We start from the raw sequence: 14,019 nt of genomic DNA on the forward strand, positions 1-14,019 counted from the left end.
GGCGCCGCGCGCTCCGCCCAGCCCCCGAACGGGCCGCGGCGACGCGAGAGCGACAAGACGATCTGATCTTCCGCGTCGTCTTGTCGCTCTCGCGTCGCCTAGGCCGGCTGAGGGCCCGGCTGCGGGCGCGGCTGAGCGCCCTCGACGAGCTCGATGAACCGCGACAGCAGCCCGAGCCCGGCGATCGAGGTCGGCATCGACGACGCCAGCGCCGGCGAGTGGACGAGCCACGCCGCCCACTTCGCGCGCGAGATCGCCACGTTGAGGCGGTTCGGCATCAGCAGGAAGTCGAGCCCGCGCGGGATGTCGGCCGCGGACGACGCGGCGAGCGAGACGATCGCGACGACGGCCTCACGACCCTGGAACAGGTCGACCGTGCCCACGGTCGTGCCCGCGTAGCCCGCGCGGTCGAGCAGCTCGCGGATGACCGCGCCCTGCGCGTTGTACGGCGCGACGACGATGACGTCGTCGTCGGTCAGCGGGCGGCTGCCGTGCTCGTCGGTCCACCGTCGGCCGACGACGTCGCGCACGAGCTCGACGACCCGCTCGGCCTCGTCGACCGACGACGTCGTGTCGCCCGCGTGCACGACCGGCGCGACGTGCAGCCCGGGCTCGACGCCCTCGAGCAGCCGCGACGGAGCGCGCGACTCGAGCTGCCCCGCGTACGAGAGCCGCGACACCGGCGCCGTCACCGCGGGGTGCATCCGGTACGTGCGCGACAGGAAGTACCCGAGCTCGGCCGGCAGCACGTCGTGTCCGTCTGCCACCCAGCCGAGCGCTGATTGGTCGACGGGCTCGGGGTGCGACCCCTGGCTGACCTGGGGCAGCTGTTGCGGATCGCCGAGCAGCAGGAGGCGCTGGGCGGCCACCGAGGAGGCGATGGTCGGCGCCAGCGAGAACTGCCCGGCCTCGTCGACCACCAGCAGGTCGAGCGAGCGTCGCGGGATCGTGTCGCCGTTGGCGAAGGTCCACGCCGTGCCGCCGACGACGCCGCCGGTCTCGCCGGCCCCGGCGAGGAAGCCGCCCACCGCCGCGCCGTCCTTGACCGGGGTCCAGGCCGCCGCCTCCAGCGCCTCGGCGTCGGTGCCCTTCTTGGGCACCTTGACGACGCGGGAGGAGTCGACGCCCTTGGCGACGACCGCCTCGAGGAAGTTCTCGACGACCGCGTGCGACTGCCCGACGACGCCGACGCGCCAGCCGTGCTCGCTCACGAGGCGGGCGACGACGGTCGAGCCCACGTAGGTCTTGCCCGTGCCGGGAGGACCCTGCACGGCGAGGTACGAGCGGTCGAGACCGAGCAGCGTGCGGGTCACGGCAGCCACGGTGTCGTCGTCGACGACGGGCACGACTCCTCCGCGCGGCGGCACGCGGCGCAGCAGGTTCAGGGCTGCATCGGGCCGCATCGACGGCAGCTCGTCGAGCAGGGCGCGGCCCCACTCGGAGATGGCCTCGGGCTGCGGTGCCGCACGCGGAGGTGCAGGGGGCGTGAGTGCGAGCGGGAACTGGCGGTGCGGCTCTCCGCCGCTGGCCAGCGACTCCTTGACGAGCAGGACGACGCTGTCGCCGTGCGCGTCGACGTCGAGCACCGTGGCGCGCGCCGTCGCCCCGCGGAGACCGGGACCGGCCGCCCGGACGGTGGGCGGCAGCGGCGCGTCGTACACGAGGTGCGGCGACGGCCCGCCCGCGCTGAGACGGCTGCCCGGCCCGAGCGAGCCGACGAGGCGGAGGTCGCGCGACAGGGTGCGGGCCCGCGGCAGCTTCTCCCAGTCGCGCACGACCTCGGCCCGCTCGACGACGAACACGTCGCGCGTGTCGCCCCACTCGTCGACCGGCCCGCGCAGGCGGTCGAAGTGCTCTTGCCAGAACGTCTTGGCCTCGCGCCGGTGGTAGTCGATCGCCGCCGCGGCGAGCGCCAGCGCCGTCTGGTCGGCGTCGCGGTCGAGCGGGTCGACGTCGGCCAGCAACGCCGAGAGCTCGACGAAGACGGGGTCGGGCTCGGCCTTGACCCGTTCGTCGTCGACGAGCGGCAGCAGGTCGTCCGAGGCCTCGACGTCGCTGGTCGCGGCGAAGCCGAGCAGCCAGTCGCGCAGCCGCAGGGTCGACCGGCAGTCGTACTCGTTGTAGTCGGCGACCTGGTCGAGCCGGGCCTGACCGGACGGGTCGCCGGTGCGGAGCGCGGTGATCGCCTGGACGTAGGCCGTGATGCTGTCCGCGGCGTTCACGACGCCCTCGTCGTCGCGCAGGTCGGCCCCCATGTAGAGCGGCTCGAGCTTCTTGATGGAGTAGCTGCGCGAGCCGACCAGCAGGGCCTTGCGCACGATCGGGTAGAGGTCGACGAGGACGCCGTCGCGCAGCAGGTCGTCGACCTCCTCCTCGCCGACGCCGTGCCGGGCGGCGAGCGACAGCAGGTGCGTCCGCTCGTAGGAGGCGTAGTGGTAGACGTGCATGCCCGGGTGGGCGGCACGTCGCTCGCGCACGTACGCGAGGAACGCGACGAGCGCACGCCGCTCTTCTCGGAGGTCGTGCGCCCAGAACGCGGTGAACCGCGCCTCGTCGTCGACGAGGCCGAAGAGGTAGTCGAGGCCCCACACGCTGCTGTCGCCCTCGGTGTAGAGCGGGTCGCCCTCGAAGTCGAAGAACACGTCGCCGGGGTCGGGCGCCGGGATCGCGGCGAGCGCCCCGGCGTCGACGAGCCGCACCTCGGGGCGGCCGTGCTCGCTCGCCAGCTGGAGCTGCGCCTGGCCCCGGAGGCGCGCGAGGGCCGCGCCGCCCACTCCCGGCACGGCACCGGTGCTGACCGCGAGCTCGTCGATGCTGTGCACGCCGGCGTCGTTCAGTCGGGAGCGCTGTGAGAGCGTCAGCCCGGCGACGAGCACCAGGTCGCGGTGCCGCTCGACCTGCGTCGAGCACTGCGAGCAGCGGCCGCAGGCGGTGACGCCCGGGGCGCCCCAGGCAAGGGGCTCGGTCGCGCGCACCCGCTCGGCGACGACCGAACGGAGCTGTGCCTGCTGGGCCCGGAACACGGGTGAGATGTCGGCCAGGTCGTGGGTCGACCGCGACCCGTCGCCGAGCACGAGGTGCACCTGCGCGCCCACCGGCACGCCGAGCGCCTCGATCTGCTCGGCGTAGGCGGCGAGCTGCAGCAGGGCAGGGATCTTGGCGTGCCGCGCCAGCTTCGTGTCGTACACCTCGTACTCGCCGGCGTCGTTCCGCACCAGGAAATCGCTGAAGCCGATGAACGACCCGTCGAAGAAGGTCGCCTGGTAGAGCACGTCGGCACCGGCCCGCATCGCGTCGGCGGCCGCCCGCGCCGCCGCGGGGTACTCGTCGCGGGACGGCCGCTCGAACTCGACGACGTCGTGCGTCGCGCGCAGCTGTTCGAGGAACCGCACCTCGTGGTCGTCGCCGAGCCGAGCCGTGCGGTCGAGCATCGCGTCGGCCTCGTCGACCACCGCGTCGATCCGCCCCAGCTTCGCGTCGAGCCGTCGCAGGAACGCCCACTCGCACGCGGCCCAGGTCGTGAGGTCGGTCGGGCTCGTCACCACGGTGTCGTCGGCGATGTAGATGAGGGCCTCCTCGTGCAGGTCAGGCCGGACGACGAGCGTCGCGGGGGCGTGCTCGCCACCGTAGCGGCCCCCTCCGACACGATGAGGCAGCAGCCCCGCCGCGGCCCGCCCCGGGCCTCAGCCCTTGCGCTGGGCCCGGTACGCGATCGGCGTCAGCCCGTGCACGGCCCGGAACTGCCGCGAGAAGTAGAAGGGGTCGACGTAGCCCACCCGGTCGGCCACGAGCCCGACGGGCAGGTCGGTCGTGTCGAGCAGCTCGCGGGCCCGCGCCATGCGGAGCTGCGTCTGGTACCGGAGCGGCGTCGACCCCGTCTCCGCCTTGAACCGCGCGGCGAAGTGCGAGGGGCTCAGCCTCGCCAGGGCGGCGAGCTCGTCGACGGAGACGCGGTCCGTGACGTGCTGGCGCAGGTACTCCTGGGCCTGCTCGACGGCCGACTCGCGGGGGCTGCCGACGCGACGCTCCGAGCAGAGCAGGGCCATCAGGTGCCAGGCGGCGCCGGAGGCGGCGAGCACGCTGGCGAAGGTCTGGTCGCGTTCCATGGCCTGCACCACCTCCTCGATGAGCGCGACCACGCGGTAGACGTCCGAGAGCTGCCGCACGGGAGCCGACGACGAGAGGCCCGCCACCCGGAGGAACTCCGCGAGGTCGCGGCCGTCGAGGTGCAGCCACCACAACGTCCAGGGCGACGCGTCGCCCGAGCCGTACTCGTGCGGCGCGTCCGGCGGGACCACCACGACCTGGCCGGCGGCCACCTCGTGGCGGACCCCGTCGACGACGCACCAGCCGGCGCCGCGGACGCAGACGAGCACGACGCTCTGCGGCACCCCCTCGGGCCGCGCCATGCCGTGCGCCCTGGCCTCGGGGAAGTACCCGGCGTCGGTCACGACGAGGTGAGACGTGCCGGGCCTCGCCAACGCCGCGTGGACGCGGGGGCGAGGCATGACGAGCAGGCGCTGCCCGGGGAAGCCGTCCTCGATGGTCATCCCGCCATCATGGACGCGCGTCGTGGTTTCGTCCAGGCATGCCGCAGGATCGGTCGTTCCGGAGGCGACGCCGCCTCCCTACGCTGGCCTCATGCTCACCGCCGAGTCGAGGTTGACTCTTCCCCCGTGCCCGCTGACCAGGCCTCGGCAGGCGTCGCCGCCTGGTCGGAGCCCCTCGTGGTCGACACGTACCTGCCGGGCGAGCCCGACCGGTACCCGGCCTTCCTCGACTCCCGCGTCTACCAAGGATCGTCCGGGCGGGTCTTCCCCCTGCCGTTCCACGAGAGCATCGAGCCCGAGAAGCGGCCGCACGCCTGGGACGCGGTCCACCTGGAGAACCAGTGGCTGCGCCTCGTGATCCTGCCCCAGCTGGGCGGGCGGATCCACGTCGCCTACGACAAGACCGCCGACTACGACATCTTCTACCGGAACAACGTCGTGAAGCCCGCCCTCGTGGGCCTGGCCGGTCCGTGGATCTCCGGGGGCGTCGAGTTCAACTGGCCCCAGCACCACCGCCCCGCGACGTTCCTGCCGACCGACGTGTCGATCGAGCGCGAGGCCGACGGGGCCGTCACCGTCTGGTGCTCCGACCACGACCCGTTCGCCCGCATGAAGGGCATGCACGGCATCCGCCTCCGGCCCGACTCCTCGCTGATCGAGGCCCGCGTTCGGCTGTTCAACCGCAGCGACGAGACGCAGACGTTCCTCTGGTGGGCGAACGTCGCCGCCGCCGTGGGCGACGACTACCAGTCGTTCTTCCCCACCGACGTCCGACACGTCGCCGACCACGCCAAGCGGGCCGTCGTCGACTTCCCCCGGGTCGCCGGCGAGTACTACGGCGTCGACTACCCCGCCCGCGTCGACGCCGACCGTCCCGACGCCGACCGTCTCGACTGGTACCGCAACATCCCCGTGCCCACCTCGTACATGGTCACCGCGACCGACGACGACTTCTTCGGCGGCTACGACCACGGCCGCCGTGCCGGCTTCGTGCACTGGGCCGACCGGGCGATCTCCCCCGGCAAGAAGCAGTGGACCTGGGGAGACGCGCCCTTCGGCTGGGCCTGGGACGACAACCTCACCGACTCGGACGGCCCCTACGTCGAGCTGATGGCCGGCGTCTACACCGACAACCAGCCCGACTTCTCCTTCCTCGCCCCGGGCGAGACCAAGACCTTCAGCCAGTTCTGGTACCCGATCACCGAGATCGGGCCCGCGCACCAGGCCACGAGGGACGCCGCGATGCGCGTCGACCTCGCCGACGCCGGCGACAGCGGCGCACGCGACAGCGACGCCGGCCGCGGCGCCCCCGTCCTCCGCGTCGGGCTCGCCGTGACGCACGTCCACGACGAGGTCGAGCTCCGTGTCCTGTCGCGTGACGGGTCCCTGCTCGACCGGCACCGCGCCTCCGTCGCTCCCGGTCAGCCCATGGTGCTCGACCGAGCCCTGCCCTCCGGCACGACGCTCGACGAACTCGTCGTCGAGGCCCGTGTCGACGGCCGTCTCCTCGTGGCCGTCGACGGCGCCGACGTGCTCGCACAGCTCGATGCCGAGGCGCGAGCGGACGACGCCCCCGGCGCGGACACGACGGACGCCGCCCCGGCCGCAGCCGTCGCCCCGCCCGCGCCCGCCGACGTCGCGACCGTCGAGGAGCTGTTCCTCGTCGGCCAGTACCTGCAGCAGTACCGGCACGCGACACGCTCGCCTGAGCCGTACTGGCTCGAGGCGCTCCGTCGCGATCCCGGCGACGTGCGAGTGAACGTCGCGCTGGCGACGCGGCTGCACGACGCAGCCCGCTACGACGAGGCGCTCGCCCTGCTCCGCACGGCCGTCGCCCGCCAGCTCACCTGGGCGCCCAACCCCGCCGACGGCGAGCCGCTCTACCGTCTCGGCCTGACGCTGACGAGGCTCGGCCGGACCACAGAGGCGAAGGAGGCGCTGGCCAAGTCCGCCTGGAACGCGGCCTGGGCGGCCCCCGCGTCGCTGGCCCGGGCCCGGCTGCTCGGACGCTCGGACCCGGCAGCGGCCGAGCCGCTGCTCCGCGACGTGCTGCGACGCGACGCCGACAACCTGCAGGCGCGTGACCTGCTCGTGCTCGTCCTGCGCGCGCTCGGCCGGCGAAACGAGGCCGATGCCCTCCTCGACGAGACGCTGGCGCTCGACCCGCTCGACCAGTGGGCGCGGCACCTGGCGGGCCGCGCGCTCTCGGACGACGCACCCACCCTGCTCGACGTGGCTCTCGAGTACGGCTCCGCCGGCTGGCTCGACGAGGCCCTCTCGGTGCTCGACCTCGCCCAGGCGCAGCTCCCCCGGGCCGCGCAGGGGCAGGTGAACGTGGGGCCGCTGCTCGGCTACCACCGCGCCTCCTTGCTGGCCCGTGTGGGTCGCACGGACGAGGCCCGCCGTGCGCTCGTCGCGCTGCACGCCGTCGACGCCACCCGCTGCCTCCCCTCACGGCTCGACGACGTCGCCGCCCTCGTCGAGGCCGTTCAGGTCGTTCCCGCGGACGGCCTCGCCTGGTCGCTGCTCGGCAGCTGGTTCTACGCCCACGGCCGCGGTGCTGACGCCGCCGACGCCTGGCGTCGGGCGCTCGAGGGCGACGTCGACGACGCGCAGGCCGCGGTCGCCGAGCGCAACCTGGGCATCGCCGCCTACAACGTCGAGCACGACGCCGAGCTGGCCGCGACGCACTTCGAGGCCGCCCGGCGCCGTCGTCCCGACGACTCCCGGCTGCTCTTCGAGGCCGACCAGCTCGCCGAGCGCAGCGGCACGGCTCCGGCCGACCGCCTCCGGGCCCTCGAGCTGCGACCCGACCTGGTCGACGAGCGGAACGACCTCAGCGTCGTCCGCGCCCGGCTGCTGACCCTCGTGGGTCGTCACCACGACGCGATCTCCGCGGTGGCGGCACGCCGGTTCCAGCCCTGGGAGGGAGGCGAGGGCCAGGTGCTCGGCGTCTGGGAGGCCGCCCAGCTGGCGGCCGCCCGCGAGGCGCTGACCGCGGGCGACGCGGCAGAGGCCCGTGCCCGCGTCGAGTCGGCCCTCGAGCCCCCGGCGACCCTGGGCGAGGCACGTCACCCCCTCCAGACGACGGCGGAGCTGTACCTCGCCCTCGGCGACGCCCTGGCCGCCCTCGGCGATGACGGAGCAGCTCGCGACGCCTGGCAGCAGGCCGCGGCCGCCACCGGCGACTTCACCGGCATGGCGACCCAGGCCTTCACCGAGCGCAGCGCCGCCGCCGTCACCGCCCTGACACGCCTCGGCGCGCACGACGAAGCGCGTGCCCTGCTCGGGCAGTTCGACGCCTTCGTCGACGACCTCGCTTCGACCCCGGCCGAGGTCGACTACTTCGCGACGTCGCTGCCGACGATGCTGCTGTTCCAGGACGACCCGCAGGACGTGCGGGACGCCGAGGTCCGGCGGCTCCGGGACGTGGTCCGCGACCTGCGGACCGACCTCGCGACCGACCGGCCGCGTCGCTCCTCCCCTGTCTCCGCCAGCTCCCCCGCCTCCACGCCCGACCCGACCGCCCCCGCGATCACGACCGGCGACGACGCCGGTCGCCCCTAGGAAGGAACCATGACCATGACGACACGCACCAGGACGCGACGCCGCGTCCTCTCCGCGGCCGCGCTGCTCGCGGCCGCCGCCGCCCTCGCCGGCTGCTCCATCCCGACCGCCGACGGCGGCGAGGGCGGGGCCGAGCGCATCGGCGCCCTCTACCTCGACTCGCAGGGCTTCTACGGAGGCGTGAAGAGGGGCGTGCAGGACGCGGCCGACGCCGACTCCAAGAAGGTCGACTTCCTCGAGTCGACCTCCGCGGGCGACGTCTCGAAGGAGAGCTCGTTCATGAACACGCTGACCTCCTCCGGCGTCAGCGCCATCATCATGTCTGCCGTCTCGACCGACGGCAGCGTCCCCGCCGTCCGGCAGGCGAGCGAGGCCGGCATCCCGGTCATCTGCTACAACACCTGCGTCAGCGACGACGCCGTCGACCAGTACGTGACGGCCTGGGTGCTCGGCGACCCGCTGAAGTTCGGCGGCGACCTGGGGAAGCAGGCCGCGGCCTACTTCACCGAGGCCGGCATCACGGCCCCGAAGATGGGCGTCATCAACTGCGAGCAGTACGAGGTGTGCCAGCAGCGCTACAAGGGCTTCTCCGAGGCTCTGACCGCAGCGCTGCCCGGTACCGTCTTCGTCGCCAACCAGGAGGGCGCCGAGGTCGACACGGCCGTCTCGACCGCCGAGCAGATGCTCAGCGCGAACCCCGACCTCGACGGGCTCTACGGCGAGGCAGGAGGCGCGACCGTCGGTGCGTACAAGGCGGTCCAGACCCGCGGCCTCACCGGCCAGGTCGCCGTCTTCGGCTCGGACATGACGAGCGACATCGCCGCCGAGCTGGCCGACGGCTCCGTCCTCAAGGCCGTCGTCGACATCAGCGGCATCGAGGCAGGCAAGCTCGCCTTCGCCGCCGCCCAGGACGCCATCGACGGCAAGACCCCCGACGAGAAGGTCGTCGCCGCGCCGATCGACCTGTACCTGCCCGCCGACGCCGCCGGCTGGTCCGAGACCCACCCCGACGGCCTTCCCTGATCGGCAGGAGGAGCCCGGCTGCCTGCCGGGCTCCTCCTCGTCCGTTCCTTTCTCTCCACTCCCCGATCCACGGAGGATTCCCTTGTCAGAGTCGACAGCCGCCACCCCGGCCGCGCCGCTCGATCCCGAGCGCGACCGCGGCGCGCCCATCGCCGAGGCCCGCGGCGTCAGCCAGGTCTACCCCGGCGTCACCGCCCTCGACGGGGTCGACTTCGCCGTCCACGCCGGCGAGGTCCGCGCCCTGCTCGGCCAGAACGGCGCCGGCAAGTCCACGCTGATCCGCCTGCTCAGCGGCGTCGAGACCCCGACGACCGGCGAGGTGCTGCTCGGCGGTCAGCCGCTCGGCGACGGCGGGGTGACCGCCGCCTCCGCCGCGGGGGTCGCCACCTGCTACCAGGAGCTCAGCCTCGTCCCCGGCGTCACCGTCGCTGAGAACCTCGCCATGGGCCGTTGGCCCCGCGGCCGGTTCGGCATCGACACGCGCGCCATGGTCGAGCGGGCCCGCGCCACGTTCGAGCGCCTGGGTGCCGACATCGACGTGCACGCCGAGGTGGCCGGGCTGACGCTCGCCCAGCAGCAGATCGTCGAGATCGGGCGGGCGCTGCAGGACGACCCGCGCCTCCTCATCCTCGACGAGCCGACCAGCGCCCTCGCCGCGGCCGAGGTCGACCTCGTGCTCGACACCGTCAGACGGCTCGCCGCGCAGGGCGTCGCGGTGCTCTACGTCAGCCACCGGATGGACGAGATCCGGCAGATCGCCGACACCGCGACGGTGATGCGCAACGGGAGGGTCGTCGAGACCGTCTCGATCGCCGGCAGCGACACCGCGCACATCATCGAGCTGATGATCGGCGCCGACCCCGAGGAGCGCGCGGTCGCCACCCGCCCGGCGACCAGCGGCGAGGTGCTGCTGAGCGTGACCGACCTCGACGTGGCGCCGAAGCTCCGCGGCGTGAGCTTCGAGGGCCGTGCCGGCGAGGTGCTCGGCATCGCCGGGCTGCTCGGCTCGGGCCGCACCGAACTGCTGCAGGCCATCGCGGGGTTCCGTCCCGCCGCCTCCGGCACGATCTCGATCGCCGGCTCCGTCGTCGACCGGCCGACCGCCTCCCGCATGCTGGCGCTCGGCGTCGGCATGACCCCGGAGGACCGCAAGGGCCGGGGCGTCGTTCCCGGCCTCGGCATCGACGAGAACATCGTCATGAGCGACTTCGCGAAGGTGAGCCGAGGAGGCGCCCTGTCGGCCGGCTCGATCGCCACCGCCACGAAGGCCCTCGCCGAGAAGCTCAGCATCAAGGCGCACGACCTGTCGCGCCCGATCAGCACCCTCAGCGGCGGCAACCAGCAGAAGGCCGTGATCGCCCGCTGGCTGCACGCAGACAGCCGGGTGCTGCTGCTCGACGAGCCCACCCGCGGCGTCGACGTCGAGGCGAAGGCGCAGATCTACGAGATCATGCGCGCCGTCGCCGACACCGGCAAGCTCGTCGTCTTCGTCTCGAGCGAGATCGAAGAACTGCCGCTCGCCTGCGACCGCGTCCTCGTGCTCCGCGACGGCGGGCTCCGCGAGGAGTTCCGCGCCCCCGACATCTCCCTGCCCGTGCTGCTCCAGGCCTCCATGGTCTCGAGCTAGAGAAGGACGACCCGATGACCACCACGCTCGACCCCACGACCACCCCGGCCCCGGGACGAGGAGGCGCGCCCCGCGACTCCGCCCTCGGCCGCGTCCGCGACGCGTTCCGCCGCAACACCACCCTCGTCAACATCGTCGGCCTGCTCGTCGCGATCGTGCTGCTGTACATCTACCTTATGTTCAACGCGGTCGGCTTCTTCACGATCGCGAACCAGAGCGGCCTGCTGCGCGACGCCGCCCTGATCGGCATCGCCGCCACCGGCATGACCCTCGTGATCATCGCCGGCGAGATCGACGTGAGCACCGGCCCCGCCGTCGCCCTGTCGTCGGTGATCGTCGCCGTCGCGATGACGCAGTGGGGCCTGCCGGCCCTGCTCGCCATCCTCATCACCCTCGTGGTCGGGGCCGGCTGGGGCGCCCTCGCCGGCGTGCTGCGCGCCCGGTTCCTCGTGCCGTCGTTCATCGCGACGCTGGGGCTCTGGAGCGTGCTCCGCGGCCTCGGCCAGTTCGGCACCGACGCCCTGCCCGTGCCGCTGCCGCTCGACGAGCCGGTGATGCCGTTCCTCACCGGGACGATCGTCGGCGTGCCGACCCCGGCGGTCATCATGATCGTCGCGTTCCTCGTCTTCGCGTTCGTCGCCCGCAAGACGGCCTTCGGCCGCTCGGTCTTCGCCATCGGCGGCAACGCGGCCGCCGCACGCCTGGCCGGCATCAAGGTCGCCCGGGTGCGCGTCGTCCTGTTCGCGATCATGGGCATGCTCGGCGCGCTCAGCGGCGTCCTGCTCGCCGCCCGCCTCGGCTCCGGCAACGCCGGAGCGGCGAACGGCCTCGAGTTCGACGTCATCGCCGCGGTCGTCATCGGCGGCACGGCGATGTCGGGCGGGCGCGGCAGCCTCGTCGGCACGTTCCTCGGCGTGATCTTCATCACCCTGATCGGCAACGGGCTCGTCCTGCTCGGCGTCGACTCGTTCCTCCAGAGCGTCGTGCGCGGTGTCATCATCGTGCTCGCCGTCCTCCTCAACGTCACCCTGTCCCGCAAGCGCGGGTCGATCGAAGAGAGCTAGGCCATGACCACCACCGCACCCTCCCCCGCCGGCTCGACCGGCACCTCCTCGTCGCTGCCCGACACCATGCAGGGCGTGTTCCTGCCCGGTGACCGCACCGCCGAGCTGCGCACCCACGACGTGCCGACGCCCGGCCCCGGCCAGGTGCTCGTGCAGGTCGGCGCCAGCGGCATCTGCGGCAGCGACATCGGCTTCATCTACGGCGGCTACAAGACGCACAAGGGCCTCGACGGCGCGCCCGCCTACAAGGGCGTCGTCGCCGGGCACGAGCCCTCGGGGCGCATCGTCTCGGCGGGCACCGGAGTGACCCGCTTCGGCGTCGGCGACGACGTGATCGTCTACCACATCCAGGGCTGCGGCCGGTGCCGCAACTGCCGCTCGGGCTACTTCATCAGCTGCACCGACCAGCCGCACAAGGCGTCGTACGGCTGGCAGCGCGACGGCGGGCACGCCGAGTACGTGCTCGTCGACGAGTCCACCTGCGTGCCGCTGCCCGACGGTCTCTCGTACGTCGACGGCGCCCTGATCGCGTGCGGCTTCGGCACCGCGTACGAGGGCCTCCGCCGCACGGGCGTGCACGGCGGCGAGGACCTACTCGTCGTCGGGCTCGGCCCCGTCGGACTCGCGGCCGCCATGCTCGGTCGGATGCTCGGCGCCCGTAGCGTGATCGGCGTCGAGCGCTCGCCCGAGCGCATCGAGTTCGTCCGCGCCACGGGACTCGTCGACGACGTCGTGCTCGCCGACGCCGACGCGGTGTCGAACGTCCTCGCCCTCACCGACGGCGTCGGCTGCCAGGTCGCCGTCGACTGCTCGGGCAGCACGCCCGGCCGGTCGACCGCGGTGGAGGCGGCGGCCGAGTGGGGCAGGGTCGGCCTGCTCGGCGAAGGGGGCCGGTTCGAGACCGAGGTCTCGGACACGCTTCTGCACAAGCAGCTCACACTCACGGCCTCGTGGGTGACGTCGCTGCAGGGCATGGAGGACGTCGCGCGCATGATCGCCGAGGGCGGCCTCAGCCCCGAGATCGTGGTGTCGCACCGCCTCCCGCTCGGCGACGCCGACGAGGCGTACCGGATCGCGGCGGCCGGGGCGACCGGCAAGGTCGTGCTGGTGCCGGACGGCGCTCCCGTGCGCGAAGAGCCCGCGTCGCGGACGACGACCGTGGGGCACGCCGCCGCGGGGCAGGCCGCCTCGGGGCACGCCGCCTCGTGACGGTCGTCGTCGAGCGGACCGGGCGGGCCGACCTGCCCCTCCTCCGCGTCACGACCGACGAGCTGGCCCTCGTCTTCGCACCGACCCGAGGCGGGCGGCTCCTGTCACTCGTCGTGGGCGGCCGCGAGCTGCTCTGGCAGAACCCCGAGCTGATCGACGCGGACCTCGTGCCGGTCGTGCCCGTGGCCGGCTGGCCCGCGAGCGACGGCGGCATGGACACCTGGGCGAACCTCGGCGGCTCCAAGACCTGGCCGGCGCCGCAGGGCTGGTCGGGGCCGGACGAGTGGGCAGGCCCGCCCGATCCCGTGCTCGACTCCGGGCCGTGGACCGCGGAGTGGGTGGCGGACGACGCCCAGGCGACCGTGACGCTCACCAGCGGCGACGATCTGCGGACCGGGCTCCGGGTCGTCCGCGAGTTCCGCCTCCTCGACGGCACGTCGTCGTTCACCGAGCGGGTCACCTTCACGAACACGTCGGCGACGACGCGGCGCTGGTCGATCTGGGAGGTGTGCCAGGTCGACACCGGCGGGCCCGACGGCCGCGCGGCCGAGGGCTCGGTCGTCGTCGTGCCCCACGCCGCCCCGGCCGAGGAACTCCACCTCGGGACCTACGAGGGCGGGCTCGTCAGCGCACACCGCGGTCACGACGTCGTCCTGCCGCTCGGCACGGGCGTCGCCAAGCGTGGCTACCCGGGTGCGTCCGGGTCGGTCGAGCTGCACGGTCCCGATGGGCTCGAGATCGGCCTCGCGACGTCACCAGTCGAGGCGGGCACCTGGCCCGACGGAGGCTCGAAGGTCGAGGTCTGGCTGCAGCGGCCCACCGACGCCCCGATCGAGTCACTCGAGGGCCTGCACCCCTCCGCCCACCTCGTCGAGCTCGAGGTGCTCGGTCCGCTGACGACCCTGGCGCCCGGCGCCACCTCGACCCTCGACGTCGAGTGGAGCACCGCGCGGCTCTGACCTGCGCAAGTCGGCGGGTT

At 73.5% G+C, this 14,019-nt stretch carries 8 protein-coding genes; 6 read left to right on the plus strand and 2 right to left on the minus strand.

The window, feature by feature from the left end:
- Positions 1-98 precede the first annotated feature (98 nt).
- Positions 99-3,542 carry a TM0106 family RecB-like putative nuclease gene (locus ACZZ97_RS07895; protein ID WP_463472790.1) on the minus strand — a complete coding sequence of 1,148 codons (3,444 nt, stop codon included), beginning with the start codon at positions 3,540-3,542 and terminating at the stop codon, positions 99-101.
- A 141-nt stretch (positions 3,543-3,683) separates the two neighbouring features.
- On the minus strand, positions 3,684-4,550 hold the full coding sequence (locus ACZZ97_RS07900; RefSeq protein WP_463472791.1) for a helix-turn-helix domain-containing protein: 867 nt from the start codon (positions 4,548-4,550) through the stop codon (positions 3,684-3,686).
- 126 nt (positions 4,551-4,676) lie between these two features.
- On the opposite strand from ACZZ97_RS07900, the gene ACZZ97_RS07905 reads away from it, so the two are divergent.
- The 6 genes from ACZZ97_RS07905 (at position 4,677) to ACZZ97_RS07930 (ending at position 13,999) form a co-directional block, all read left to right on the plus strand.
- A complete protein-coding gene (locus ACZZ97_RS07905) occupies positions 4,677-8,117 on the plus strand; it encodes a DUF5107 domain-containing protein (RefSeq protein ID WP_463472792.1) in 3,441 nt (1,146 codons plus the stop codon).
- 9 nt (positions 8,118-8,126) lie between these two features.
- Positions 8,127-9,140: a substrate-binding domain-containing protein gene (locus tag ACZZ97_RS07910; RefSeq protein WP_463472793.1), complete on the plus strand. Its 1,014-nt coding sequence runs from the start codon at positions 8,127-8,129 to the stop codon at positions 9,138-9,140.
- A gap of 82 nt (positions 9,141-9,222) precedes the next feature.
- A complete protein-coding gene (locus ACZZ97_RS07915) occupies positions 9,223-10,767 on the plus strand; it encodes a sugar ABC transporter ATP-binding protein (RefSeq protein ID WP_463472794.1) in 1,545 nt (514 codons plus the stop codon).
- Between the two features lie 14 nt (positions 10,768-10,781).
- The gene (locus tag ACZZ97_RS07920) at positions 10,782-11,831 is read left to right on the plus strand and encodes an ABC transporter permease (RefSeq protein ID WP_463472795.1); all 1,050 of its coding nucleotides are present in this window, start codon (positions 10,782-10,784) and stop codon (positions 11,829-11,831) included.
- Between the two features lie 3 nt (positions 11,832-11,834).
- On the plus strand, positions 11,835-13,040 hold the full coding sequence (locus ACZZ97_RS07925; protein ID WP_463472796.1) for a zinc-dependent alcohol dehydrogenase family protein: 1,206 nt from the start codon (positions 11,835-11,837) through the stop codon (positions 13,038-13,040).
- The gene (locus ACZZ97_RS07930) at positions 13,037-13,999 is read left to right on the plus strand and encodes an aldose epimerase family protein (protein WP_463472797.1); all 963 of its coding nucleotides are present in this window, start codon (positions 13,037-13,039) and stop codon (positions 13,997-13,999) included. Before ACZZ97_RS07925 ends, ACZZ97_RS07930 begins: the two co-directional genes overlap by 4 nt.
- Positions 14,000-14,019 lie beyond the last annotated feature (20 nt).

It is taken from the genome of Frigoribacterium sp. AC512, assembly GCF_979258295.1.